Origin of the sequence: Tsukamurella conjunctivitidis, assembly GCF_007858475.1 — a bacterium.
In the GTDB taxonomy this organism is placed as follows: domain Bacteria; phylum Actinomycetota; class Actinomycetes; order Mycobacteriales; family Mycobacteriaceae; genus Tsukamurella; species Tsukamurella conjunctivitidis.
In genome coordinates this window covers 189,070-211,223 of the sequence record NZ_VIGX01000007.1, presented here as the reverse complement: position 1 = coordinate 211,223, position 22,154 = coordinate 189,070, and the positions used below count along the sequence as shown (strand labels likewise).

The following is a 22,154-nucleotide window of genomic DNA, read 5'->3' as shown; positions in this document are numbered from 1 at the left end:
AACGTACCTAGACTTCTTCGCATGGCTGAGCAGATCGGTGAAGGCACACACGAATTCGAGCCCCACCACGCCGCGATCGGGGACCGTTTGAACTGGCTGCGGGCGGGGGTGCTCGGCGCGAACGACGGCCTCATCTCCACCGCGGGCATCGTCATCGGTGTCGCCGCTGCCACCGGCTCGTCGCCTGCGGTGCTCACCGCGGGGATCGCCGGTCTCACCGCGGGCGCCGTGTCGATGGCCCTCGGCGAGTACGTGTCCGTCAGCACGCAACGCGACACCGAGGTCGCACTCATCGCCAAGGAGAAGGCCGAGCTGCGGGAGATGCCCGACGACGAATTCGCGGAGCTGGAGCAGATCTACCGGCAGAAGGGCCTCTCCCCCGCTACCGCGAGGCTCGTCGCCGAGGAACTCACGGCGCACGACCCGCTGCAGGCGCACCTGGATGCGGAGCTCGGCATCGACGAGGAGAACCTCACCAGCCCGATCGCGGCGGCCCTGTCGTCGGCCGTGTCCTTCAGCGTGGGCGCCGCGATCCCGATCCTCGCGTCGCTCATCGAAGCGCAGCGCATCCTGGCGATCGTCGTCGCCGTGCTCGTCGGGCTCGCCCTCACCGGCTACGTCTCGGCGCGCCTCGGCGACGCCGACGTGCGGCGCGCGACGGCCAGGGTCGTGCTCGGCGGCCTGATCGCGATGGCCGTGACCTACGTGGTCGGTAAGGTTCTCGGCACCACCGGAATCGCCTGAGGAGGCCGCGAGTGATCGCACGATTCGCAGACAAGACGCCCCGTGTGGCCGAGACGGCCTGGGTGGCGGAGACCGCCACCGTCGTCGGCGACGTGGAACTCGGCCCGGGTGTGGGCGTGTTCTACAGCGCGGTGGTCCGCGGCGACACGACGCCGATCGTCATCGGGGAGAACAGCAACGTGCAGGACGGAGTGGCGATGCACGCCGATCCGGGCTTCCCGCTGACCGTCGGTGAGCGCGTCTCCATCGGCCACAATGCCGTCGTGCACGGATGCACCGTGGGCGACGACGTCCTCATCGGCATGGGCGCCGTCGTCCTCAACGGCGCGGTGATCGGTGCCGGCAGCCTGATCGCGGCGAACGCGCTGGTGCCCCAGGGGATGGAGGTGCCGCCCGGATCGATGGTCGCGGGTGTGCCTGCGAAGGTGCGGCGCGAGCTCAGCGAGGACGAGCGCGCCGGCATCACGGCGAACGCCGCCGGCTACCAGTTCCTCACGCAGGCCCATTCCACACAGACCGGGCCGGCGTAGCCACTCAGAGCCCGGACCACACCATCGTCGCGCCGGAGTGCCCCGCGGCGATCACGCCCCACAGGCATGCGGCGGCGGTCACCGTCGCCATCAGGCCCAGGACGGCGCCGCCCACGCGGCCGGACAGGAGCGATGTCGCGGCGACGCGGGAGGTGACCACCGGGCTCGAACCGGCCCACACCAGGGCCGCGACGACGAGCAGTGCCAGCGACCAGAGGAAGGTCGCCGTGCCCTGGTTCGAGTGCGCCGCGATCTGCTCGCGCATGCCCTCCATCGACGGGCGCTCCTCCAATCTCTCGCCGGACTCCTTGGCGAGAAAGCACGCGAGGGCCGCGACCAGCGCGAACACGGGTAGACCGACCCCCAGCCGGCTGCGCGCGGCCCGCCACCAGGCGGCGACGACGAGAGCCAGCGCGGCCAGCGGCAGCAGCACGACGGCCGCGTGCACCAACAACGGATGACTCGGAATTCCCGCGATCTCGGTGAGCACGCATCAATGCTGGCAGAGTGATCCCCGTGATGCGGACAACTCAGCCAACCTTCTGCCCCACACGGCGTGCGGTCCTCGCGGCGCTTCCCGGTATCGCGATCCTGCCCGTCGCAGTGGCCTGTGGAACGACCTCGAAGACCGATGACGCCCCGTCGGGCTCCACCCCTACGAACGGAACCTCCAGCGGCGGCGCAGGTGGCGCCCGGATCCCCGTGGCCCAGGTGCCCGTGGGGAGCGCCGTCGTGATCGCGGGCGCGAAGCCCTACGTGGTCGCCCAGCCCACGGACGGCGCATTCGTCGCCTTCGACGCGGCGTGCACCCATCAGGGTGCGACCGTGGCCGCGCAGGACGGGCTCGAACTCGAATGCCCGGCCCACGGATCGAGGTTCAACGGGGGCACCGGCGCGGTGGAGAAGGGGCCCGCGAAGTCGGCGCTGGCCTCGGTCCCGGTGCGGCGCGACGGGGAGGAACTCGTCGTCGGATGACGGCGGGGTGATAGGCATGGACCCGAAAGCTACCGCGTTGTAGCATGACGGGAACGTTATTGAACAGGTCTCAGTAGGCAGCCACCGCCGGGACCTTCACCACTTCAACGAGGAGGCTCCCGTGGCCAATCCCGAGGCGATCTACAAGGACGTGCTCATCGTGGGCGCCGGACTCGCCGGCATCGACACCGCCTACCGCGTCTCGAACGAGGTCCCGCACTTCAGCTACGCCGTGCTCGAGCAGCGCGCCGAGATGGGCGGCACCTGGGACCTGTTCAAGTACCCCGGGATCCGGTCCGATTCGGACATCTTCAGCCTGAGCTACCCGTTCCTGCCCTGGAAGGGCACGAACCGCCTCGCGGGCGGCCCCGAGATCAAGGCCTACATCGAGCAGGCCGCCGCGAAGTTCGGCATCGACAAGAACATCAGCTTCAACACCAAGGTCGGCACCGTCGACTTCGACTCGCGGACGGACCTGTGGACGGTCACCGCCGAGCGCGACGGCGAGCAGGTCGTCTACCAGTCGCGGTTCCTCGTGGCCTGCACCGGCTACTACAACTACGACGCCGGTTACGAGCCGCCGTTCCCCGGCGTCGACCAGTTCCAGGGGCAGGTCGTGCACCCGCAGCACTGGCCCGAGGATCTCGACTACCAGGGCAAGAAGGTCGTGGTCATCGGATCCGGTGCCACCGCCATCACCCTCATCCCGTCGATGGCCGACGACGTCGAGCACATCACCATGCTGCAGCGCTCCCCCACCTACGTGCTGCCGGTCCCGAACGCGGATCCGCTCACCAAGTTCGGTGCCAAGGTGCTCCCCGCGGCCCTCGCGCACAACATCACCCGCAACGTCAACGCCGCCATCAATGTCGGCCAGTACGTGCTGGCGCGCTCGTTCCCGAAGACCTCCCGCAAGTTCCTGCGCAAGCTCAACCAGGCCATGCTGCCCGAGGGTTACGAGGTCGACGTCCACTTCAAGCCCAAGTACGAGCCCTGGGATCAGCGCCTGTGCGTCGTGCCGAACGGCGACCTGTTCAAGACGATCCGCGACGGCAAGGCCGAGGTCGTCACCGACACCATCGACACCTTCACCGCGACGGGCATCCGCCTGGCGTCGGGCCGTGAGCTCGAGGCCGACATCGTGATCACCGCGACGGGCCTGCAGCTGCTCGCCTTCGGCGGCGTGGAGGTCAACGTCGACGGGGCGCCGATCAAGCCCAACGACAAGTTCGCCTACAACGGCTACATGCTCGAGGGCGTGCCCAACTTCGCCTTCATCATCGGCTACACCAACAACTCGTGGACGCTGCGTGCCGACATCTCGGCCCGTGGCATCGCGCGTCTGCTCAACCACATGGTGGTCAAGGGGTACACCCACGTCGAGCCGGAGGTCGGCGGCAAGGTGCTCACCGAGCACCCCGCCCTGGACCTGAGCTCGGGCTACGTCCAGCGCTCGCCCGACGCGATGCCCAAGGCCGCGACCGAGCAGCCGTGGATGATCCGGCACAACTTCGTGCTGGACTCGCTGGACTACCGCCGCTCGCGCGTGGACGCGCCCGAGCTGAAGTTCGGCACGGTCGCGGCGCCGTCGAAGGCCGGCGTCTGATCGCCTGATCGCGAAACGGAAGAACCCGCCCCCTCTCCGGGGGCGGGTTCTTCCGTTGAGGCGGCTACCGGCCTACGAGCCCTGCACGTAGGTGCCGCCGACGGTGTTGCGCACCACGATCGGAGAGCCGATCGGGAAGTTGTCGTAGAAGTACTTGCCGTTGGCGGTGCTCACGTTGAGGCAGCCGTGGCTCACGTTGGACACGCCCTGCTGGTTCACCGACCACGGGGCGGCGTGCACGAAGATCCCGCTCCACGACATGCGCGTGGCGTACTCGACGTACGTGCGGTAGCCCTCCGGGGAGTCGACCGGCACGCCGTACGTGGACGAGTCCATGTACATGTCGCGCTTCTTCTCCATGGTGTAGTACGTGCCGTTGGGCGTGGGGTGCTTGTTCGTGCCGAACGACGTCGGCATCGTCTTGACGACCTCGCCGTTGTGCCACACGGTGATCTGCTTCGTGTTGTCGTCCGCGAGAGCGACCCAGCCGGTCTTGGTGGCGACGGGGGGCTCGGGCGAGGCCGCGACGGTCGTGCTCGTCTCGGTGGCGCCGGCCGGCGTCGACGGCCCGGACGGGCGGGGCGACGTCGGGCGGGACGGGGTCGTGGGCGCTGCGCCCGCGACGGCCGCGGAGGCCGTGGCCGCGACGATCGCCGCTGCCGCGCCCGCGCCGAGGCGCGCGAAGCCGCGGCGGCTGACGCCGGTGGGACCGAGGTTCCGGTCAGTCATCGTTGTTCCTCCTGCGGTATCAAGCTTTGCGCACGATTCTACGGGTCGAGGGGCCCAGGTGAAGAAATCACTGAACCGGAGCTGAGGATCACACCGCTGCCGTTCAGCATCCAGTGGACCACGAAACACGGCCACCACCTGCCCGTTCGCCGGGCGAGGGCGTCCATCAGGGCACCGAACACCGTGGTGACGCCGATTGTCGGAAATACGGGGTCGTGAGCGCTGCGTGCAGCGCCGACGTGCCACAGGCCGAAGGTCACCGGACCCGCGATCGCGCCCGCGCGACGGCCGTACGCGGACTGCAGTGCGGGCGTCAGGGCCGCACGGAAGAGCAGCTCCTCCGGCAGTGCCGTGCCGAGTGGGATGTCCACCAGGATCCACTTCGCCGGGGCCGACGGCGGCTCGCGCCGCACGGGCCGCACGAGCGCCAGGCCCGCGGCCGCGAGTGCTCCCCCGGCGGCCAGGCCCGCCGCCGTCGGAACGCGGGATCGGGCGAGCGCCGCGTCGGCGGCGCAGAAGGCGAGCGTCGCCGCCGTCCGGCCGTCGCGGTTCCAGTCGAACCGGTCCGCGAGCCGGGGCAGCGCGGCGTTCGACCACGCGATCGCCGCGCCCGCCGCCAGTGCGGCGGCGCCCCGTGCGGGACCGATCACTGCATCGCCGTCCAGGAGCCCAGAGAGCGGTACAGGGAGGCGGAGAAGGGCAGATCGCTGCCGTAACGGGCGGGATCGCGTGAGGCGTCCTCCTGCAGGGCGTGGCTCACGCCGCGCAGCCGCACGTAGTTGGCGTGGGTGCCGGTCATCACGTCGGCGAGGTCCTGCGTCGCCGAGCAGTCGACGGCGATGTCGGCGTCCGAGCAGGTGATGAGGTTGTGCTTCTGCGGCGGGAGGGTCATCGCGGTGCGCAGCACGTCCGGGGTCCCCGGGGGCAGGCCCGTCAGCACCGGCTCGATGAGGGCCATCGGAAGGGCAGCGCGGCCGGTGCCACCGGTGCCCAGCGCGAGGGCGAGGGGTGCCGCGGTGCCGTGGCCGACGGCGAGCAGGCGATCGTCGCCCAGGCCCGCACGCTCGGCGAGCGCCGTGAGACCCTTCCCGGCGCGATCCACCTGCGCCGCGAAGTCCGGCGTGCCCGACGGTGCCGCGTCGAACCGTAGCGAGGCCACGCCGTGCTGCGCCAGCATCACCGACAGCTCGCGTGCGGCGATGCGGCCCGCGCGGTCCGGTCCGGAGAGGATGAGCGCGGCGCGCAGGCGCTTCGGGTCGCGCGGCGAGACGTAGACGGCGGCGCCGGCATCGGCCGGTACCTGCACGGACGATTCGTTCCAGTCCGCGGGCAGCGCCGCCGGGGCGGGCGGCGCGGGTTCCTGCGAGATCACCGGGGTGGGCTTGTCCGACGCGCAGGACGCGAGGGCGAGCAGGCTCGCGAGGAGCACCGCGGCGAACCGGGTCCGGGCGTGGGTCATCGACATTCCCTCTCTGGTGCGGCGCGTGGTCAGCGCAGACGTTCCGCGGCGCGCGCGGTCTCGACGAGCCGGTCCGCGAGCTCGGCGAGTTCGTCCTGGCCGGCGCCCTCGGCGATCGCGGTGCGGACGTCCTCGGCCGCGCATCGCACCTCGAACATACGCTCCCCGACCGATTCGGCCTCGTCCGCGGTGAGGACCACCGAATCCGGCGGCAGGGAGGTCCCGGCGAGAGCGGTGCGGGCCTCGTAGGCACGCTGCCGGCAGGACCGGCGGCAGTACTTGCGGGTGCGGCCGGGGCCCTCGGAGACGACCTCGCGCCCGCACCACGCACACGCGGCGGACCTGCGACGGCGAGCGGTGGTCATGGGCCGCAGTCTAGTGAACCGGGTAGACTGGGAATGTTCGGCGTAGGCGAGAGGTTGGGAGAAGCATGGCAGATCGAGTTCTACGGGGCAGCCGCCTGGGCGCGGTGAGCTATGAGACGGATCGGGACCACGACCTCGCTCCGCGCCGGGTGGCGCGGTACCGCACGGACAACGGTGAGGAGTTCGACGTCCCGTTCGCGGACGACGCCGAGCTCCCCGGCACCTGGCTGTGCAAGAACGGGCTCGAGGGCACCCTGATCGACGGGGTCGCACCCGAGGAGAAGAAGGCGAAGCCGCCGCGCACGCACTGGGACATGCTGCTGGAGCGGCGGTCCGAGGGCGAGCTCGAGGAGCTCCTCAAGGAGCGCCTGGACCTGCTGAAGGCGCGGCGCGGTAAGTAGTCGCGAGGTTCGTCTCACGAACGCGAAGGGCCCCGGAGCGATCCGGGGCCCTTCGTCGTCCGTGGACTACTTGCCGAGCAGACGCTGCAGCTTGCGGCGGCGCGCACGGTAGCCCCACTTCGGGACCAGGGTCGCGGCCTCCTTGACGATGGAGCCGCTCATCTTCGACTCCCCGATGACGCGCTCGGTGAACGTGATGGGCACCTCGACCACGGTGAAGCCCGCCTGCACCGCTCGCCAGGTGAGGTCGATCTGGAAGCTGTAGCCGAGCGACTCGATCTCGTCGAGACCGAGCCCCTCCAGGGTCTCGCGGCGGAAGGCCTTGTACCCGCCGGTGATGTCGCGGATCCGGGTGCCCAGGATCACCTGGCTGTAGACGTTGCCGCCGCGCGAGATGAGCTGCCGCGACAGCGGCCAGTTGACCGTCTTGCCGCCGAAGACGTAGCGGGAACCGATCACGAGGTCGGCGCCGGCGTCGATCGCGGCGAGGTGGCGTTCCAGCTGTTCCGGGGCGTGCGAGCCGTCGGCGTCCATCTCGACGATGACCCGGTAGTCGCGCTCGAGGGCCCACTTGAAGCCCGCGATGTAGGCCCCGCCCAGTCCGTTCTTCTCGGCCCGGTGCAGGACGTGGATCCGCGGGTCCTCCGAGGCCATGGTGTCGGCGAGTCCGCCGGTGCCGTCGGGGCTGTTGTCGTCGACCACGAGCACGTCGACACCGGGCTGCGCGCGGTGCAGCCGGCCCACGATGAGCGGCAGGTTCTCCAGCTCGTTATACGTGGGGATGATCACCAGCGTCTTCGACGACGGCGCTGACGTCTCACTCATGCAGGTTCCTCGGTCCGTGGGCGGGCTGAAACAGACCTCCATCGTGCCTTATCGCGATCGCGATTCCGCAGAGGGTGGCCATGAGCAGTGCGACCTCGCCCCAGTCCCCCAGGCGGGCGGCCGGTGTGAGGCCCCCGCGCAGCCGGATCGTCTCGACGAGGTGGTCGTTCGTCCAGATGCTCGTTTGCCGGGTCACGTCGCCATCGGGGCGTACCAGGGCGCTGACCCCGGTGGTGGCCGCGACCACGACGTCCCGGTCGAGTTCGACGGCTCGCACCCGGGACATGCCGAGCTGCTGATAGGTCATGCCGGTGCGTCCGAAGGTGGCGTTGTTGGTGGGCACGGTGAGCACCTGCGCGCCGTTCTCGACGGAGCCGCGCAGCGCCCGGTCGAAGGCCACCTCGTAGCAGGTCGCCACACCGAGCGGGACGCCGTTCGGGCTGACCACACCGGTACCGGTGCCGGGCGTGAAGTCGTTCGCCAGGTCGACGTAGTCGCTGAACAGGCGGAAGAAGTCCCGCATCGGCATGGTCTCGCCGAAGGGCTGGAGGATCGCCTTGTCGTGCCGCTCGAGCGGGCCGGTCGCGTCGATGAGGATCATGCTGTTGTAGTAGCGGCCCGTGCCGTCGTAGTGCACTGTGCCGACGAGGATCGGAGCGCCCACGTCGGCGGCGGCGGCGCGGATCCGCGCGGCCACCTCGGGGTCGCGCTCGGGCGAGACGTCCGAGGAGTTCTCCGGCCAGATCACCACGTCGGGTTGCTTCTCCCGGCCCTCCCGCACGTCCGTCGCGAGCCGGTGCGTCTCGGTCAGGTGGTTGGTGAGCACGGCCTCGCGCTGTGTCGCGACGTCCCATCGCTGTTCGGGCACGTTCCCCTGGATCGCGGCGATGGTCACCTCGCGCCCGTCCGACGGTGCGCCCACGAACGGCCAGGCCGCCGCAGTCGCGATGCCGGTCAGCGCCGCGGCCGCCGCGGGCAGCAGGTAGGTCCGACGGTCCGCGCGGCGGAAGGCCGCCACCCCGGCGGCGGCGAGGCACGCGCCCACCAGCGCGACGGCGAAGGAGAGCCCCGGCGCCCCGACGAATCGGGCGAGGGAGAGCAGCGGACCGTCGGCCTGGCTGAAGGCGAGCCTCCCCCATGGAAAGCCCCCGAACGGGAAGGACGCGCGCGCCCACTCCGTCACCGAGAACGCCGCGGCGACCCACACCGGCCCGCCCGGAGCGCGGGCGACGCGCGTCGCGATCAGGCCGAAGGCGCCGTAGTACAGCGCGCAGGTGATGCCGAGGCCGATCCACGGCAGCGCCCCCACCATCGAATCGATCCATTTGAGCAGCGGGACGAACAGGCCGAGGCCGGCGAGGAAGCCGTAGAGGAATCCGCCGCGCAGCGTGATCCGCTCCGGCACGGTGAGCACCGCGACGAGGGCCGCGATGCCGATGGGCGCGAGCCACCACCACCCCGCGGGCGGGAAGGCGAAGAACACGGCGACCCCGGCGAGCAGGCTCACTCCCCCGCGGAGCAGGACGTTCACGCGGCGAACACCGTCCGGCCGTCGACCACGGTGCGCAGGCACCGCGGCAGACGCGCGCCCGGAGCGAGATCGGGCAGCGGCGCGACGCCGGCGCGCGGGTCGGTCGACCAGCGCTGCACCGCGTCCGACGGTGCCCGCACCACCAGCTCGTCGGCGTCCCAGACCGCGAAGGTCGCGGGCGCGCCCGGGACCAGGGTGCCGGCGACGCCGTCGCGGACTCCTCCGGCCCGCCACGCACCGCGGGTCGCGGCCGCGAAGGCCGCGCGCGGGGAGACGGCGCTGCCCGGAGTGTGGTGCTGTGTCGCGGCCCGCAGGGTGGCCCACGGGTCGAGCGGGGTGACGGGCGAGTCCGAGGAGAAGGCGAGCGGCACCGCGTTCTTGGCGAGCAGAGCGAAATCGTTGAGCGTCGCGGCGCGCTCCGCGCCGAGCCGGCGCGCGTACATCCCGTCGGGCCCGCCCCAGAGTGCGTCGAACTGCGGCTGCATCGAGGCGTTCACGCCCCAGTCGCCGAGCTTCGCCGCTTCCTCCGGCGACACCATCTCGGCGTGCTCCACGCGGTGCCCGCAGGAGGCGACCCGGGGCCCGCCGAAGTCGTCGACGGCCGCCGCGAAGGCCGCGACCACGCGGGCGATCGCGGCGTCGCCGATGGCGTGGAAGCCGGCTTGGATCCGGGCCCGGGTGCAGGCCAGGACGTGCGCGGTGACCGCCTCCTGGTCGAGGTACGCCACTCCGTTCGACGGTGCGTCCGCGTACGGCGCGTGCAACAGTGCCGTGCGGCTGCCCAGCGATCCGTCCACGAAGAGGTCGCCGGCCAGGCCGTCGGCCCCGGTGCGGTAGACGATCGCGCGGGCGTCGTCGGCGTCGCGAGCCGCCTCGCCCCAGTACCGACGCACCCGGACCCGGTGGGTGAGGGCGCCGAGGAGGGCGAAGTCGCGCTCCCCCGCGATGTCCGGGCCGCCGCACTCGTGAACGGCGGCGATGCCCGCGGCCGCGGCGGCATCGAGCGCCGCGGTCTGTGCCGCCGTGATCTGCGCGTCGCTCAGTGCCGCGTGGGCGGCGGCGCGGACGGCGTGGTGGGCCGCGGCGGTCAACGGACCGTCGGGCGAGTAACCCGGGAGGCCCGCGAGTCCCGGAACGAGAGCACGCAGCGCGGTACTGGCCTGCGCCGAGTGCTCGTCGATCCGGGCGGCGTAGACGACGCGCCCCTCGTCCAGGTCGGTGCGCTGCAGGGGGCGGTCCCAGGTGGTGTCGTCCCAGCCGCGCGCGATCACCGCCTCTCCGGGCGCGCCGGCCAGTGCGGCGCGCACCGCGTCGCGCGCGCCCGAGAGCTCCGGTCCGGTGAGGGTGAGACCGGTCGCGGTGAGGTGCACGTGGGTGTCGACGAAAGCGGGGGCGACGAAGGCGCCGTCGAGGTCGGTGACCTGCGCGTCCGGGTGCAGGGCCCGGGCGGCGCGGTCCTCACCGATCCAGCTGATGCGCCCGTTCTCGACCGCGAGGGCCGTGGCGGTGGTGGACGTGGGCGTGTAGATCCGCCCGCCGACGAGCAGTTCGGTGGTCACGGTGGACCAGTCTGCTACGCGGGCGGCAACTCGCGGAACCCGGGCCGGGGGCCGTACTGCCCGGGGCCGGTGACGTCGACGACGGGGCTGTCGGCCCGCGAGGGTCCCGAAACCACGTCACCGTCGACGACGGTGCCGTAGCCGCGCCGCTGTCCGGCGAGAACGGTGACCAGGCCGGACTCCTCCACGAAGGAGGCGACACGCTTGGCGCCCACGTAGGCGACCGCCGGCCGCACGACCGCGCGGACGGGCTTGATCAGCAGCAGCAGGCCGAGCGCCGTGCTCACCACGCCGGGCACGGCGAGCAGGAAGACGGCCGCGGCGAGGATCGCGGTGTCCATCAGGGCGGGGCCCGCGGACCTTTGGCCGTCCAGGGCCTCCCCGAGGTCGCGGAGCACGCCGGCGGCGGTGCGGCGCAGCATGAGCACGCCGAGGGCGGTCGCACCGATCACGGCGAGGAGCGCCCACCCGAAGCCGAGCCAGGACACCAGCCCGGCGAACGCGGCGATCTCCACGACGATGTAGGTCAGGAACGCGAAGAGCTTCATATCCCTACAACGGGCGAACCGGGCGAAAGGTTCCCTGCCTTCGCCGAGTGAACACTGTCCCTGCCAGGGAAGGACCAGGTCGCGGTGGTCCGAAACAGTGTTCACTCGGGGGTCAGCGGTCCTCGAGGTCGCCCTCGGTGTCGAGGTAGACCTGCTGGAGGTCGGCGAGGAGCTGCGGGTCCGGCTCCTTCCACAGTTCGCGCTGCGAGGCCTCGAGGAGCCGTTCGGCGATGCCGTGCAGCGCCCACGGGTTGGACTCCTCCATGAACTTGCGGTTCTCGGGGTCGAGGACGTAGTTCTCGGTGAGCTTCTCGTACATCCAGTCGGCCATCACGCCCGCGGTGGCGTCGAAGCCGAACAAGTAGTCCACCGTGGCCGCCATCTCGAAGGCGCCCTTGTAGCCGTGCCGCCGCATCGCGGCCATCCAGCGCGGGTTCACGACGCGGGCGCGGAAGACGCGGTTGGTCTCCTCGCTCAGCGTGCGGGTGCGCACCGAGTCCGGGCGCGTCGAATCGCCGACGTAGGCCTCGGGATCGGATCCGGTGAGGTGACGCACCGTCGCGACCATGCCGCCGTGGTACTGGAAGTAGTCGTCCGAGTCGGCGATGTCGTGCTCGCGGGTGTCGATGTTCTTCGCGGCGACGTTGATCCGACGGTACGCCGCGCGCATGTCGTCGGCGGCGGGCGCACCGTCGAGGCCCCGGCCGTAGGCGTACCCGCCCCACGCCGTGTAGACCTCGGCGAGGTCGGCGTCGCTGCGCCAGTTCTTCGAGTCGATGAGCTGCAGCAGGCCGGCGCCGTAGGTGCCGGGCTTGGAACCGAAGACGCGGGTCGTCGCCCGCCGCTCGTCGCCGTGGTCGGCGAGCGCGGCGCGGGTGTGCGCCGCGACGAAGTTCTGCTCCTCGGGCTCGTCGAGCTGCGCGACCAGCTGGACCGCGTCGTCGAGCATCGCGACGACGTGCGGGAAGGCGTCGCGGAAGAATCCGGAGATCCGGACGGTGACGTCGATGCGGGGCCGGCCCAGCTCCTCCAGCCCGATGACTTCGAGCGAGCTGACCCGGCGGGACTGCTCGTCCCACACCGGCGTGACGCCGAGCAGGGCCAGGACCTCGGCGATGTCGTCGCCGGCGGTCCGCATCGCGGAGGTGCCCCACACCGAGAGGCCGACGGACCGCGGGTACTCGCCGTGCTCGGCGCGGTAGCGGTCCACGAGCGAGGCGGCGAGCTCCTGCCCCGTCGCCCACGCCAGCCGCGAGGGCACCGCCTTCGGGTCGACCGAGTAGAAGTTGCGGCCCGTGGGCAGCACGTTGACCAGCCCGCGCAGCGGCGAGCCCGACGGTCCGGCGGGCACGAAGCCGCCGGCCAGTGCCCGCAGCACGTGGTCGATCTCGTCGCCCGTGCGGCGCAGCCGCGGCACCACCTCGGTCGCGGCGAAGTCGAGGATCTTCACCACCGCCGGGTCGTCGCTCAGGCCCGCCATGGCCGACGGGGCCCAGTCCGCGGCGGCCGCGGCGACCACCAGTTCGCGGGCGCGCGCCTCGAACTCGTCGGTCTTCGCCTTCGACGCGGTGCCGTCCTCCTCGAGGCCGAGCGCCTCGCGCAGGCCCGCCGTGTGCACCGAGCCCGCCCACATCTGCTTCGCACGCAGCATGGCGAGCACGAGATCGGTCTCCGCGTCGCCCGACGGTGCGGCCCCCAGGATGTGCAGGCCGTCGCGGATCTGGACGTCCTTGATCTCGCAGAGCCAGCCGTCGACGTGCAACAGCATGTCGTCGAAGGCGTCCTCGTCGGGCTGGTTCTCCAGGCCGAGGTCGTGATCGAGCTTCGCGGCCTGCAGCAGCGTCCAGATCTGCTGCCGGATCATGGGCAGCTTCGCGGGATCGAGGCTCTGCACGTTGGCGTATTCGTCGAGGTGCTGCTCGAGGCGCGCGATGTCGCCGTAGCTCTCGGCGCGGGCCATCGGCGGGATCAGGTGGTCCACGAGCACGGCGTGCGCACGACGCTTGGCCTGCGTGCCCTCGCCGGGGTCGTTGACCAGGAACGGATAGATCAGCGGCAGATCGCCGAGGGCGGCGTCGGTGCCGCACTCCGCGGACATGCCGAGCGTCTTGCCGGGCAGCCACTCGAGGTTGCCGTGCTTGCCGAGGTGGATCACCGCGTCAGCGCCGAAGCCGTTCTCGCGGTCGGCGACCCAGCGGTAGCTCGCCAGGTAGTGGTGGCTCGGCGGCAGGTCCGGATCGTGGTAGATCGCGACGGGGTTCTCGCCGAAGCCGCGCGGCGGCTGCACCATGACGGTGAGGTTGCCGAACCGCAGGGCGGCGATCGCGATGTCGCCGGACGCGGTGGTGAACAGGCCGCCGGGCGCCTCGCCCCAGTGCTCGGTCACCGCGTTCCGCAGGCCCTCCGGGAGGGTCGCGAACCAGGCGCGGTAGGTCTCGGGGGCGACGGTGACCTCGCTCCCGTCGAGCCTTTCGTCGGAGAGCCAGTCGGGATCCTGGCCGCCGCGCGCGATCACGGCGTGGATGAAGGCGTCGGAGTCGTCCGCCTCGAGCCCCGGGATGTCCGACGGTGCGCCGACGTCGTAGCCCGCGTCCCGCATCCTCCGGATGAGTTCGAGCGCGGACTGCGGGGTGTCCAGGCCGACGGCGTTGCCGATGCGCGCGTGCTTCGTGGGGTACGCCGAGAGCATGAGCGCGATGCGCTTGTCGCCGTTCGGGATCGACCGCAGCCGGGCGTGCCGCAGCGCCAGGCCGGCGACGCGGCCCGCGCGCTCGGCGTCGGGCACGTAGGCGGGCAGGCCGTCGTCGCCGATCTCCTTGAACGAGAAGGGCACCGTGATGATGCGGCCGTCGAACTCCGGGATCGCGACCTGGGTGGCGACGTCGAGCGGGCTCAGGCCGTCGTCGCTGCTCTCCCACTGCTCGCGGGAGGTGGTGAGCGCCAGCGCCTGGAGTATCGGGATGTCGAGCGCGGCGAGCCGGCCGACGTCCCAGGACTCGTCGTCGCCGCCCGCGGCTGCGCCGGCGGCGTTGACGCCGCCCGCCGCCAGCACCGTCACGACCAGGGAGTCGAGCGTGCCGAGCTCGGCGAAGAGCGCGTCGTCGGCGGTACGCAGCGAGGCGCAGAAGACGGGCACCGCGACACCGCCGCGGTCCTCGATCGCCGCGGCGAGCGCGTCGATGTACGCGGTGTTCCCGGCGAGGTGCTGGGCGCGGTAGTAGAGGACGCCGATCCGCGGCCCGTCGCCGGCGTGCTCGCGGGGAACGAGGCCCCACTGCGGCGCCGCGACGGGCGGGGCGAAGCCGTCGCCGGTGAGCAGGATCGTGTCCGACAGGAAGTGGTACAGCTGCGCCAGATTCTCCGGTCCGCCCTCGGCGAGGTAGGCGTGCGCCTGCGTGGCGACGCCGGCGGCCACCGTCGAGGCCTCCATGAGGTCGGCGTCGGGCGCCTGCTCCCCCGAGACCACGACGACCGGCTTACCGCTGGCGGCCAGCGCGTCGAGCCCGCTCTCCCAGTACCGCCGCCCGCCGAGGATGCGGACCACGACGATGTCGGCGCCGTCGAGCAGGCCGGGAAGGTCGAGATCCACGCTGATCCGCGCGGGATTGGCCCAGCGGTAGTCGGCGCCGCTGGCCTTCGCGCTGAGGAGGTCGGTGTCCGAGGTGGAGAGGAGAAGGATCACCGGGCCAACCCTAGTGGGAGACGATTCAGACGATCGTCCCCGAGTGCAGTCCGGGTAGGCGGCGGTAGGCGCCACGGATGTGCGCCTCGGTCAGGTCGGCGGCACGCGCGGCGTCACCGGCTTCGATCGCCGCGAGGATCGCCCGGTGCTCCTGCTGCAGCACGGCGGTGAGCGCGGGCCAGTCCTCGACGTCACCGAAGGCGGCCAGGATCCCCGCGCGGAGGGCGCCGCGGATGGCGACGGTGACCGTCGTGACGAGGCGATTCCCGCATGCCTCGGCGATCGCCGTGTGGAAGTCGGTGTCGGCGTCGTTGAAGGCCGACCGGTCGTCGCCCGCGTCGTCCATCGCGGCGAGAGCGGCCCGCACGGGGGCCAGGGCCGCGTCATCGGCGTCGCGGGCGGCGAGCGACACCGAGGACCGTTCCAACAGGACGCGCGCCTCGACGACTTCCGGGAACTCGAAGTTGGTGAGCGCCATGTGCAGGCGGAGGAAGTGCGCGAGCGAATCCGCCGGCATGGCGCTGACGAAGGTGCCCGCGCGCGGGCCGCTGCCCGTGCCGGAGGTCACGACGCCCTGCGCCTCGAGCACGCGCAGCGCCTCGCGCACCGCGGGGCGGCTGACCCGCAGTCGCGCCGCGAGGTCGCGCTCGGGCGGCAGCGCGTCGCCCACCCGCAGGGTGCCGCCCAGGATCTGCTCCTCGATCGCCCCGATCACCAGCTCGTACGTGCGCGTGCGGGCGACGGGCCGCCAGTCCGGTGCGTCGAGCGTCATGTCCGTGAGCCTTCCACGAAGGGCGTGTGCCGGTTGACATGTGGTCCCCGTCACCCTACCTTCGATCCTGTGGTCCGACCACAGTGAATGTCTCACCTCAGCCTCCGGAGACTCCCATGCATGAAGCCACGCCCCCGCGCGCCCGGACGGCGCCGTCGTGAAGGTCGCCCTGTTCGCCACCTGCTTCAACGACACGATGTGGCCCGAGACCCCGAAGGCCGTCGTCCGGCTGCTCGAGCGCCTGGGCGTCGACGTCGAGTTCCCGCGGGCTCAGACCTGCTGCGGGCAGATGTTCACCAACACCGGCTACGCCGACGAGGCGATCCCCGGCGTCCGGCGGTTCGTCGACGTCTTCGCCGGGTACGACGCCGTCGTCGCGCCGTCGGGCTCCTGCGTCGGCTCCGTGCGGCATCAGCACGCGGGCCTCGCGGACCGCGCGCGCGACCCCGGCCTCCGTGCCGCCGTCGACGAGCTGACGCCCCGGGTCCACGAGCTCAGCGAGTTCCTCGTCGACGTGCTCGGGCTCACCGACGTGGGCGCCTACTTCCCGCACCGCGTCACCTACCACCCGACCTGCCACTCGCTCCGCATGCTCCGCGTCGGCGACCGCCCGCTGCGACTGCTGCGCGCCGTGCGCGGCATCGACCTCGTCGAGCTTCCGGACGCTGACCAGTGCTGCGGCTTCGGCGGCACCTTCGCCATGAAGAACGCCGACGTCTCGGTGGCGATGGGCCTGGACAAGACCGCGAATGTGCGAGGCACCGGTGCCGAGTACCTCGTGGCCGGCGACAACTCCTGCCTCGCGCACATCGGCGGCCTGCTCTCGCGTCGTCGCGACGGCGTCCGCACCGTCCACCTCGCCGAGATACTGGCCTCGGCCGAAGGAGGCCGGCCGTGATCACCGGGCATCCCCACGTCGGCGTGACCGGCACGTTCGTCGGCATGCCGGCCTTCCCCGCCGCGGCCCGCGAGGCGCTCGGCGACACCACCCTGCGCCGCAACCTCAAGCACGCCACCTCCGTTATCCGGGGCAAGCGCGCCTCCGTCGTGGGTGAGCTCGACGACTGGGAACAGCTGCGCGACGCCGCGGAGGCGATCAAGAACCGCACCCTGCGGCACCTGGACCACTACCTCGAGCAGTTCGAGGCCAACGCCACTGCGGCGGGCGCCGTCGTGCACTGGGCCCGCGACGCCGAGGAGGCGAACCGGACCGTGGTCGACCTGGTCCGCGCGGCGGGCGCCGAGGAGGTGGTGAAGGTGAAATCCATGGCCACGCAGGAGATCGAGCTCAACGAGGCCCTCGCCGCCGCCGGCATCGACGCCTGGGAGACCGATCTCGCGGAGCTCATCGTGCAGCTCGGCGAGGACTGGCCGAGCCACATCCTGGTGCCCGCGATCCACCGCAACCGCACCGAGGTGCGCGACATCTTCCTGCGCCGCATGAAGGAGGTCGGTCGCCCCGCCCCCGGCGACCTCACCGACGAGCCCGCCCGCCTCGCCGAGGCGGCGCGCCTGCACCTGCGCGAGAAGTTCCTCCGCGCCGAGGTGGGCATCAGCGGCGCCAACTTCGCCATCGCCGAGACCGGCGGCCTCGTCGTGGTCGAGTCCGAGGGCAACGGCCGCATGTGCCTGACCCTGCCGAAGACCCTGATCTCGGTGGTCGGCATCGAGAAGATCCTGCCGACGTTCGACGACCTCGAGGTCTTCCTGCAGGTGCTCCCCCGGTCCAGCACCGGCGAGCGGGAGAACCCCTACACGTCCCTCTGGACCGGCCCCGCGGGCGACGGCGACGGACCCGAGGCCGTGCACATCGTGCTCCTCGACAACCACCGCACCGACGTCCTCGCCGACGAGGTGGGCCGCTCCGCCCTGCGCTGCATCCGCTGTTCCGCGTGCCTGAACGTGTGTCCCGTGTACGAGCGGGTGGGCGGTCACAGCTACGGCTCGGTCTATCCCGGCCCCATCGGCGCCGTGCTGACCCCGCAGCTGCGGGGCACCTCCTCGGCGGTCGACGCCTCGCTGCCCTACGCCTCCACCCTGTGCGGCGCGTGCTTCGACGCGTGCCCGGTGAAGATCCCGATCCCGGACCTGCTGGTGCACCTGCGGACCCGCGTCGTCGACGAGGCGCGCGGTGACGTCCCGAAGCCCGAGGCCGTGGCGATGAAGGGCGCCGCGTGGATGTTCGGGAGCTCCGGCAGGCTCGGCGCGGCGCAGCGCGCGGCCACCCTCGGCGGCCGGGTCCTCCGGAACCGGGAGAACCTGGGCCGGCTCCCGGGCCCGATGCGGGGGTGGAGCGCCGAGCGCGACACCCCCGTCCCGCCGACGGAGACCTTCCGCCAGTGGTGGGCCCGCGAGCACGACGGAGGCGACGGACGATGACCGCGCGCGAGGAGATCCTGGGCCGGGTACGAGCGGCACTGGCCGACATCGGCGACCGCGACATCGCCGAGACGCCCGTCCCCTGGACGTACGGCCGGGCCGTCGGGACCGGTGAGCTCGCGGTGGTCGACCGGTTCGCGGAACGGGTAGCCGATTACCGGGCCGACGTCCGCCGGTGCGCCGCCGCCGACCTCGGTGCGACGGTGCGCGCCGCGCTCGGACCGATCGACCCGGCGGCGGGTGTGCTCGGCGACCGGGTGGTGCGCGACCTGGTGTCCGGCCCGCTCCCCTGGCTCGACGACGAGCGCCTCTCGCCGTACCGGCTCGACGCCGCGGCGGCGGTGGTGACGACCGCGACCGTCGGGATCGCGAACACCGGGACGATCGTCCTCGACCACGGCCCCGGACAGGGGCGGCGCGCGGCCACCCTGGTGCCGGACGTGCACGTCTGCGTGGTGCACGCGGCGCGCATCGTCGACGACGTGCCCGCGGCCGTCGCGCGGCTGCGGACGATCGGTGCGCACGTGCGCCCGCTGACCTGGATCAGCGGCCCCAGCGCGACCAGCGACATCGAGCTGGACCGCGTGGAGGGCGTGCACGGCCCCCGGAGCCTGCGGGTGATCGTGGTCGAGTGAACGAATCAGAGCACGGCGCCGTGCATGACTATCCCGCGCGAGGCCGCGTCGACGAGCTCGGTGTTCACGTCCTCGCCGCCGGAGTAGGCGACGACGCTGGAGGTCTCGATCCGGGTCTCGCCGCCCACTCGGATCGCGCATTCCACGGTGAACAGGTCGATCCCGGCGCGGGTGACGCGGTCGGCGATCCGGGCGCCGAGCGACGCGACGTCGCCGATGTGGATCGGCTCCAGCTGGCGCACCGTCTGCGAGACGTGCAGCAGCCGTCCGACGTTGAAGTCCTCGATCTGTTCGGCCAGCAGCCGGGCGGCGACCTTGAAGACGGGGTCGGCCACGATGAGCGGCGGCACGGGTGTGTCGCGCGGGATGATCCGGCTCATCGCGTAGGGGACGTGCGGCGAGCGGGTGGCCCGGGCGTACGCCCGCAGCCCCTCCCCGTCGACGGAGTAGCAATCGTCCAGCCAGTACGTGTAGGCGCCGTCGGTCATTCGGCGACTGTAGCGCCCCGCACCACGTCGGGAGCCGCCATCGTCAGGTCGAGCAGCGCCATCATCGAGTGGTAGACGTCGGTGAGCGGGTAGATGTCGCGCGCGGCGCGGGCCCGCGCGACTGCGCCCTCGATCGAGCTCATGAAGACGGAGGCGAAGACCAGCGCACCACGCTCATCGACGCCGTAGTCGACGAGAGCCGAGGCGAACCGGCGCTCGCACTCGGTGTACGCGGCGGTCGCGGCGTCCTGCACGCGCGGCGCCCCGTCGGCGAGTGCGGCCGCGAGCAGGGGGCACCCCACCTGGAACTCGGAGCGGACCAGCACGCGCTTCCACAGCTCGATGAACCGGCCGATCCACTCGCGGGGCTCGCCCTTGCTGGTGGCGGCGTCGATGTACCGCAGCAGGCGTCGCCCCGCGAGCGACGTGGACGCTTCGACGAGTTCTGCCTTCCCGCCGGGGAAGTACTGGTAGAGCGAGTTCTTCGAGGCCTGCGACTGCGCGGTGAGTTCGGCGAGGCCGGCGTCGGCGAAACCGTGACGGCCGACCAGATTGAGCGCGGTGTTGACCAGTCGGACCCGGGGACGGGGACGCGGCTTGGGGGCGGCGGGCATCGGGGCCGAACCCTCCTCAACTCTTCGACGAACAGCGGACCGTCGTGGGGTGGAACTCGCCACGCGGTGGCGCGGCGCTTGTTTGAACCGCTCGGTTCATGTTACCAATGACGGATCGATGAACCGAATGGTTCATCCTCGCCCATCCTTCGAACGGAGTAACCCACGCATGACCGCGCCCGCCCGGATCGCCGCTCCCGCCCCCGCTGAGCAGCCCAATGTCAGCTACCTCGGGATCGGCGCCTACCGTCCGCGGCGCGTAGTGCCCAACTCCGAGATCGTCGACAAGATCGACTCGAGCGACGAGTGGATCAAGACCCGCTCGGGCATCGAGTCGCGGCATTTCGCCGAGGACGACGAGACCATCCTCTCGATGTCGGTCAAGGCCGCCGAGCGCGCGGTGAAGGCGTCGGGCATCGACCCGCAGCTGGTCGATTGCGTCATCTCCGCCACCAACACCCGCCTGGAGCTCGGCCCGTCGCTGGCACCGCAGATCGCCAAGGAACTGGGCCGCGTCGGTATCCCCGCGTTCGACATCACCGCCGGCTGCTCGGGCTTCACCACGGCGGCCGCCGTCGGCACCGACCTGATCCGGGCCGGCACCGCCAAGTACGTCGTGGTCGTGGGCGTCGAGCGCCTCTCCGACCTCATCTCCCCCGAGGACCGCACCTGCGCCTTCATCTTCGCCGACGGTGCCGGCGCCGCGGTGCTGGGCCCCTCCGAGGAGGTGGGCATCTCCCAGGTGTCGTGGGGCGCCGACGGCGACTTCACCACCGCGATCTTCCAGGACAAGGACTTCGGCACGTACTTCGACGAGGTCCACGCCTTCCGGGACGACACCACGACCGAGGCACCGGTCCGCCCGTTCCTGCGCATGGAGGGCCGCAAGGTCTTCCGCTGGGCCGCAACCGCGCTCCTGCCCGCCTGCCAGGAGGCCCTCAAGCTCGCGGGCCTGACGTCGAAGGACATCGACGTCTTCGTGCCCCACCAGGCCAATCTCCGCATCACCCAGGTGCTCATCAAGGCCCTCGAGCTGCGCGACGACTGCGTGGTCGCCGAGGACATCGTCACCACCGGCAACACCTCCGCGGCGTCCATCCCGCTCGCCGTCGAGGAACTGCTGCGTACCGGCAAGGCCGCGCCCGGCCAGACCGCGCTCGTGATGGCCTTCGGTTCCGGCCTCGCCTACGCCGGCCACGTCATCACCCTCCCGCCGGTCCACTTCGAGGACTGATCGCCCTGCAGCCGAAGCAGCCCGACTCCTGCCCGGGCGTCCTGCGGCCGCACGCCGCGGCCGACGGCGCCCTGGTCCGGGTCCGGCTGCCCGGCGGCGCTCTCGAACCCGCGCAGCTCGACGTTCTCGCCGAGCTCGCGGGCGGTGAGCCGCTCGAGTTCACCTCCCGCGGCAACCTCCAACTGCGCGGGGTCACCGACCTCGAGACCGTGCGCGCACGCCTCGTCGCCGCGGGCCTGCTCCCCTCGTCGACGCACGAGCGGGTGCGCAACATCGTCGCTTCCCCACTCGCCGCCGGGCTCCGCGCCACGGCCGCGCGACTCGACGAGGCGATCCGGTCCCGCCCCGGCCTCGCGGAGCTCCCCGGACGCTTCCTGTTCGCGCTCGACGAGGACGGCGACGTCGCCTCGCTCGCCGCCGACGCCGAGAGCCGGGCGGGTGTTCTGCATCTCGCCGGCCGGCCCACCGACCTGCCCGGCACGGTCGACGCACTGCTCGACGCCGCGCAGGCCTTTCTCGACCTGCGGACCGACGAGTGGCGGATCCGGGACCTGCCCGAGGGGGCCGAACGCATCGCCGCTGCCCTCGGCGGGGCCGTCACCGGCCAGCGAGAGGTGCCGGCGCCGCCGACGCCGCCGCCCGTCGGGTGGTTCGACCTGCCCGACGGTGCGGTGACCCTCGGCATGGGCGTTCCCCTCGGCCGGCTGGAGCCCCGCACCGCGCAGTTCGTGGCCGCCGTCGACCACCCGATCACGATCACCCCCTGGCGCACGCTGCACCTGCACGGGCTCGATGAGGGCGCAGCGGAGACCGTGGTCCGGGTGCTCGCGCCGATGGGCCTCATCTTCGACGCGAACGCGCCGCTGCTCCGGGTCAGCGCCTGCGTGGGCGACCACGGATGCGCCCGCGCGCAGGGGGACTCGCTCGCTCATGCCGCCCGGGCGGCGGAGCGGATCGGTGCGGGTGAGCGCGTCCACGTGGTCGCCTGCGAGCGCGGCTGCGGCGCACCGCCCGGCGAGCACCGCCGGGTGGTCCTTCCCCTGGACGACCCCGCCGGCCCCGCCGCATAGACTTCCCG

At 72.0% G+C, this 22,154-nt stretch carries 23 protein-coding genes; 10 read left to right on the top strand and 13 right to left on the bottom strand.

The genetic code is table 11. The features are described 5' to 3' along the window. Positions 1–21: 21 nt before the first annotated feature. Both FK530_RS14700 and FK530_RS14695 read left to right on the top strand, forming a co-directional pair. The gene (locus tag FK530_RS14700; RefSeq protein WP_146487777.1) at positions 22–744 is read left to right on the top strand and encodes a VIT1/CCC1 transporter family protein; all 723 of its coding nucleotides are present in this window, start codon (positions 22–24) and stop codon (positions 742–744) included. An 11-nt stretch (positions 745–755) separates the two neighbouring features. Next, on the top strand, positions 756–1,274 hold the full coding sequence (locus tag FK530_RS14695) for a gamma carbonic anhydrase family protein (protein ID WP_146487776.1): 519 nt from the start codon (positions 756–758) through the stop codon (positions 1,272–1,274). Positions 1,275–1,278: 4 nt separating this feature from the next. On the opposite strand, the gene FK530_RS14690 is transcribed toward FK530_RS14695, so the two are convergent. After that, entirely contained in the window at positions 1,279–1,764 is a 486-nt protein-coding gene (locus FK530_RS14690) for a DUF2231 domain-containing protein (RefSeq protein WP_146487775.1), read from the bottom strand. 29 nt (positions 1,765–1,793) lie between these two features. Between FK530_RS14690 and FK530_RS14685 the strand changes: the two genes are divergently transcribed. Continuing rightward, positions 1,794–2,249, top strand: a complete 456-nt coding sequence (locus FK530_RS14685; protein WP_205124211.1) for a Rieske (2Fe-2S) protein — start codon at positions 1,794–1,796, stop codon at positions 2,247–2,249. Between the two features lie 121 nt (positions 2,250–2,370). Then, positions 2,371–3,855: a flavin-containing monooxygenase gene (locus tag FK530_RS14680; protein WP_146487773.1), complete on the top strand. Its 1,485-nt coding sequence runs from the start codon at positions 2,371–2,373 to the stop codon at positions 3,853–3,855. A gap of 72 nt (positions 3,856–3,927) precedes the next feature. Here the strand turns inward: FK530_RS14680 and FK530_RS14675 are convergent, their stop codons facing one another. The 4 genes from FK530_RS14675 to FK530_RS14665 are packed head-to-tail and all read right to left on the bottom strand — an operon-like array spanning position 3,928 to position 6,408. After that, complete coding sequence (locus FK530_RS14675; protein WP_146487772.1) at positions 3,928–4,584, bottom strand: L,D-transpeptidase; 657 nt, start codon at positions 4,582–4,584, stop codon at positions 3,928–3,930. Between the two features lie 38 nt (positions 4,585–4,622). Beyond that, on the bottom strand, positions 4,623–5,234 hold the full coding sequence (locus tag FK530_RS25870) for a CPBP family intramembrane glutamic endopeptidase (RefSeq protein WP_158645106.1): 612 nt from the start codon (positions 5,232–5,234) through the stop codon (positions 4,623–4,625). Next, positions 5,231–6,043 (bottom strand): hypothetical protein, encoded by an 813-nt coding sequence (locus FK530_RS25865; RefSeq protein WP_158645105.1) that lies wholly within the window; start codon positions 6,041–6,043, stop codon positions 5,231–5,233. The genes FK530_RS25870 and FK530_RS25865 overlap by 4 nt, the downstream gene beginning before the upstream one ends. 29 nt (positions 6,044–6,072) lie before the next feature. After that, positions 6,073–6,408 carry a hypothetical protein gene (locus FK530_RS14665; RefSeq protein WP_146487771.1) on the bottom strand — a complete coding sequence of 112 codons (336 nt, stop codon included), beginning with the start codon at positions 6,406–6,408 and terminating at the stop codon, positions 6,073–6,075. 65 nt (positions 6,409–6,473) lie between these two features. On the opposite strand from FK530_RS14665, the gene FK530_RS14660 reads away from it, so the two are divergent. Then, positions 6,474–6,809 (top strand): RNA polymerase-binding protein RbpA, encoded by a 336-nt coding sequence (locus tag FK530_RS14660; protein WP_068534369.1) that lies wholly within the window; start codon positions 6,474–6,476, stop codon positions 6,807–6,809. Positions 6,810–6,875: 66 nt separating this feature from the next. Here FK530_RS14660 and FK530_RS14655 read toward each other — a convergent pair whose 3' ends face one another. The 6 genes from FK530_RS14655 to FK530_RS14630 all read right to left on the bottom strand — a co-directional run bounded on the left by FK530_RS14655 (position 6,876) and on the right by FK530_RS14630 (position 15,726). Further along, positions 6,876–7,634 (bottom strand): polyprenol monophosphomannose synthase, encoded by a 759-nt coding sequence (locus FK530_RS14655; RefSeq protein ID WP_146487770.1) that lies wholly within the window; start codon positions 7,632–7,634, stop codon positions 6,876–6,878. Beyond that, positions 7,627–9,165: an apolipoprotein N-acyltransferase gene (lnt, locus tag FK530_RS14650; protein ID WP_146487769.1), complete on the bottom strand. Its 1,539-nt coding sequence runs from the start codon at positions 9,163–9,165 to the stop codon at positions 7,627–7,629. The genes FK530_RS14655 and lnt overlap by 8 nt, the downstream gene beginning before the upstream one ends. Further along, positions 9,162–10,724, bottom strand: a complete 1,563-nt coding sequence (locus FK530_RS14645; protein ID WP_146487768.1) for an amidohydrolase — start codon at positions 10,722–10,724, stop codon at positions 9,162–9,164. Before FK530_RS14645 ends, lnt begins: the two co-directional genes overlap by 4 nt. Before the next feature lie 14 nt (positions 10,725–10,738). Then, positions 10,739–11,272, bottom strand: coding sequence for an FxsA family protein (locus FK530_RS14640; protein ID WP_146487767.1), 534 nt, complete (start codon positions 11,270–11,272; stop codon positions 10,739–10,741). A 112-nt stretch (positions 11,273–11,384) separates the two neighbouring features. Further along, on the bottom strand, positions 11,385–14,954 hold the full coding sequence (cobN, locus tag FK530_RS14635; RefSeq protein WP_146487766.1) for a cobaltochelatase subunit CobN: 3,570 nt from the start codon (positions 14,952–14,954) through the stop codon (positions 11,385–11,387). A gap of 25 nt (positions 14,955–14,979) precedes the next feature. After that, positions 14,980–15,726, bottom strand: coding sequence for a FadR/GntR family transcriptional regulator (locus FK530_RS14630; RefSeq protein WP_146487765.1), 747 nt, complete (start codon positions 15,724–15,726; stop codon positions 14,980–14,982). A gap of 157 nt (positions 15,727–15,883) precedes the next feature. On the opposite strand from FK530_RS14630, the gene FK530_RS14625 reads away from it, so the two are divergent. From FK530_RS14625 to FK530_RS14615, 3 genes are read left to right on the top strand one after another with little or no spacing between them, the layout of a single operon-like run. Continuing rightward, positions 15,884–16,624, top strand: a complete 741-nt coding sequence (locus FK530_RS14625; RefSeq protein WP_146487764.1) for a (Fe-S)-binding protein — start codon at positions 15,884–15,886, stop codon at positions 16,622–16,624. Between the two features lie 44 nt (positions 16,625–16,668). Beyond that, the gene (locus FK530_RS14620) at positions 16,669–18,105 is read left to right on the top strand and encodes a LutB/LldF family L-lactate oxidation iron-sulfur protein (RefSeq protein WP_166443297.1); all 1,437 of its coding nucleotides are present in this window, start codon (positions 16,669–16,671) and stop codon (positions 18,103–18,105) included. Beyond that, positions 18,102–18,740: a LutC/YkgG family protein gene (locus FK530_RS14615; protein WP_146487763.1), complete on the top strand. Its 639-nt coding sequence runs from the start codon at positions 18,102–18,104 to the stop codon at positions 18,738–18,740. Before FK530_RS14620 ends, FK530_RS14615 begins: the two co-directional genes overlap by 4 nt. Before the next feature lie 5 nt (positions 18,741–18,745). Here FK530_RS14615 and FK530_RS14610 read toward each other — a convergent pair whose 3' ends face one another. Both FK530_RS14610 and FK530_RS14605 read right to left on the bottom strand, forming a co-directional pair. After that, positions 18,746–19,228 carry an FAS1-like dehydratase domain-containing protein gene (locus tag FK530_RS14610; RefSeq protein WP_146487762.1) on the bottom strand — a complete coding sequence of 161 codons (483 nt, stop codon included), beginning with the start codon at positions 19,226–19,228 and terminating at the stop codon, positions 18,746–18,748. Continuing rightward, positions 19,225–19,842 carry a TetR/AcrR family transcriptional regulator gene (locus FK530_RS14605; RefSeq protein ID WP_146487761.1) on the bottom strand — a complete coding sequence of 206 codons (618 nt, stop codon included), beginning with the start codon at positions 19,840–19,842 and terminating at the stop codon, positions 19,225–19,227. Before FK530_RS14605 ends, FK530_RS14610 begins: the two co-directional genes overlap by 4 nt. 169 nt (positions 19,843–20,011) lie before the next feature. Between FK530_RS14605 and FK530_RS14600 the strand changes: the two genes are divergently transcribed. Then, a complete protein-coding gene (locus FK530_RS14600) occupies positions 20,012–21,076 on the top strand; it encodes a beta-ketoacyl-ACP synthase 3 (protein WP_146487760.1) in 1,065 nt (354 codons plus the stop codon). Continuing rightward, positions 21,073–22,146: a ferredoxin-like domain-containing protein gene (locus FK530_RS14595; protein ID WP_331456353.1), complete on the top strand. Its 1,074-nt coding sequence runs from the start codon at positions 21,073–21,075 to the stop codon at positions 22,144–22,146. The genes FK530_RS14600 and FK530_RS14595 overlap by 4 nt, the downstream gene beginning before the upstream one ends. Positions 22,147–22,154 lie beyond the last annotated feature (8 nt).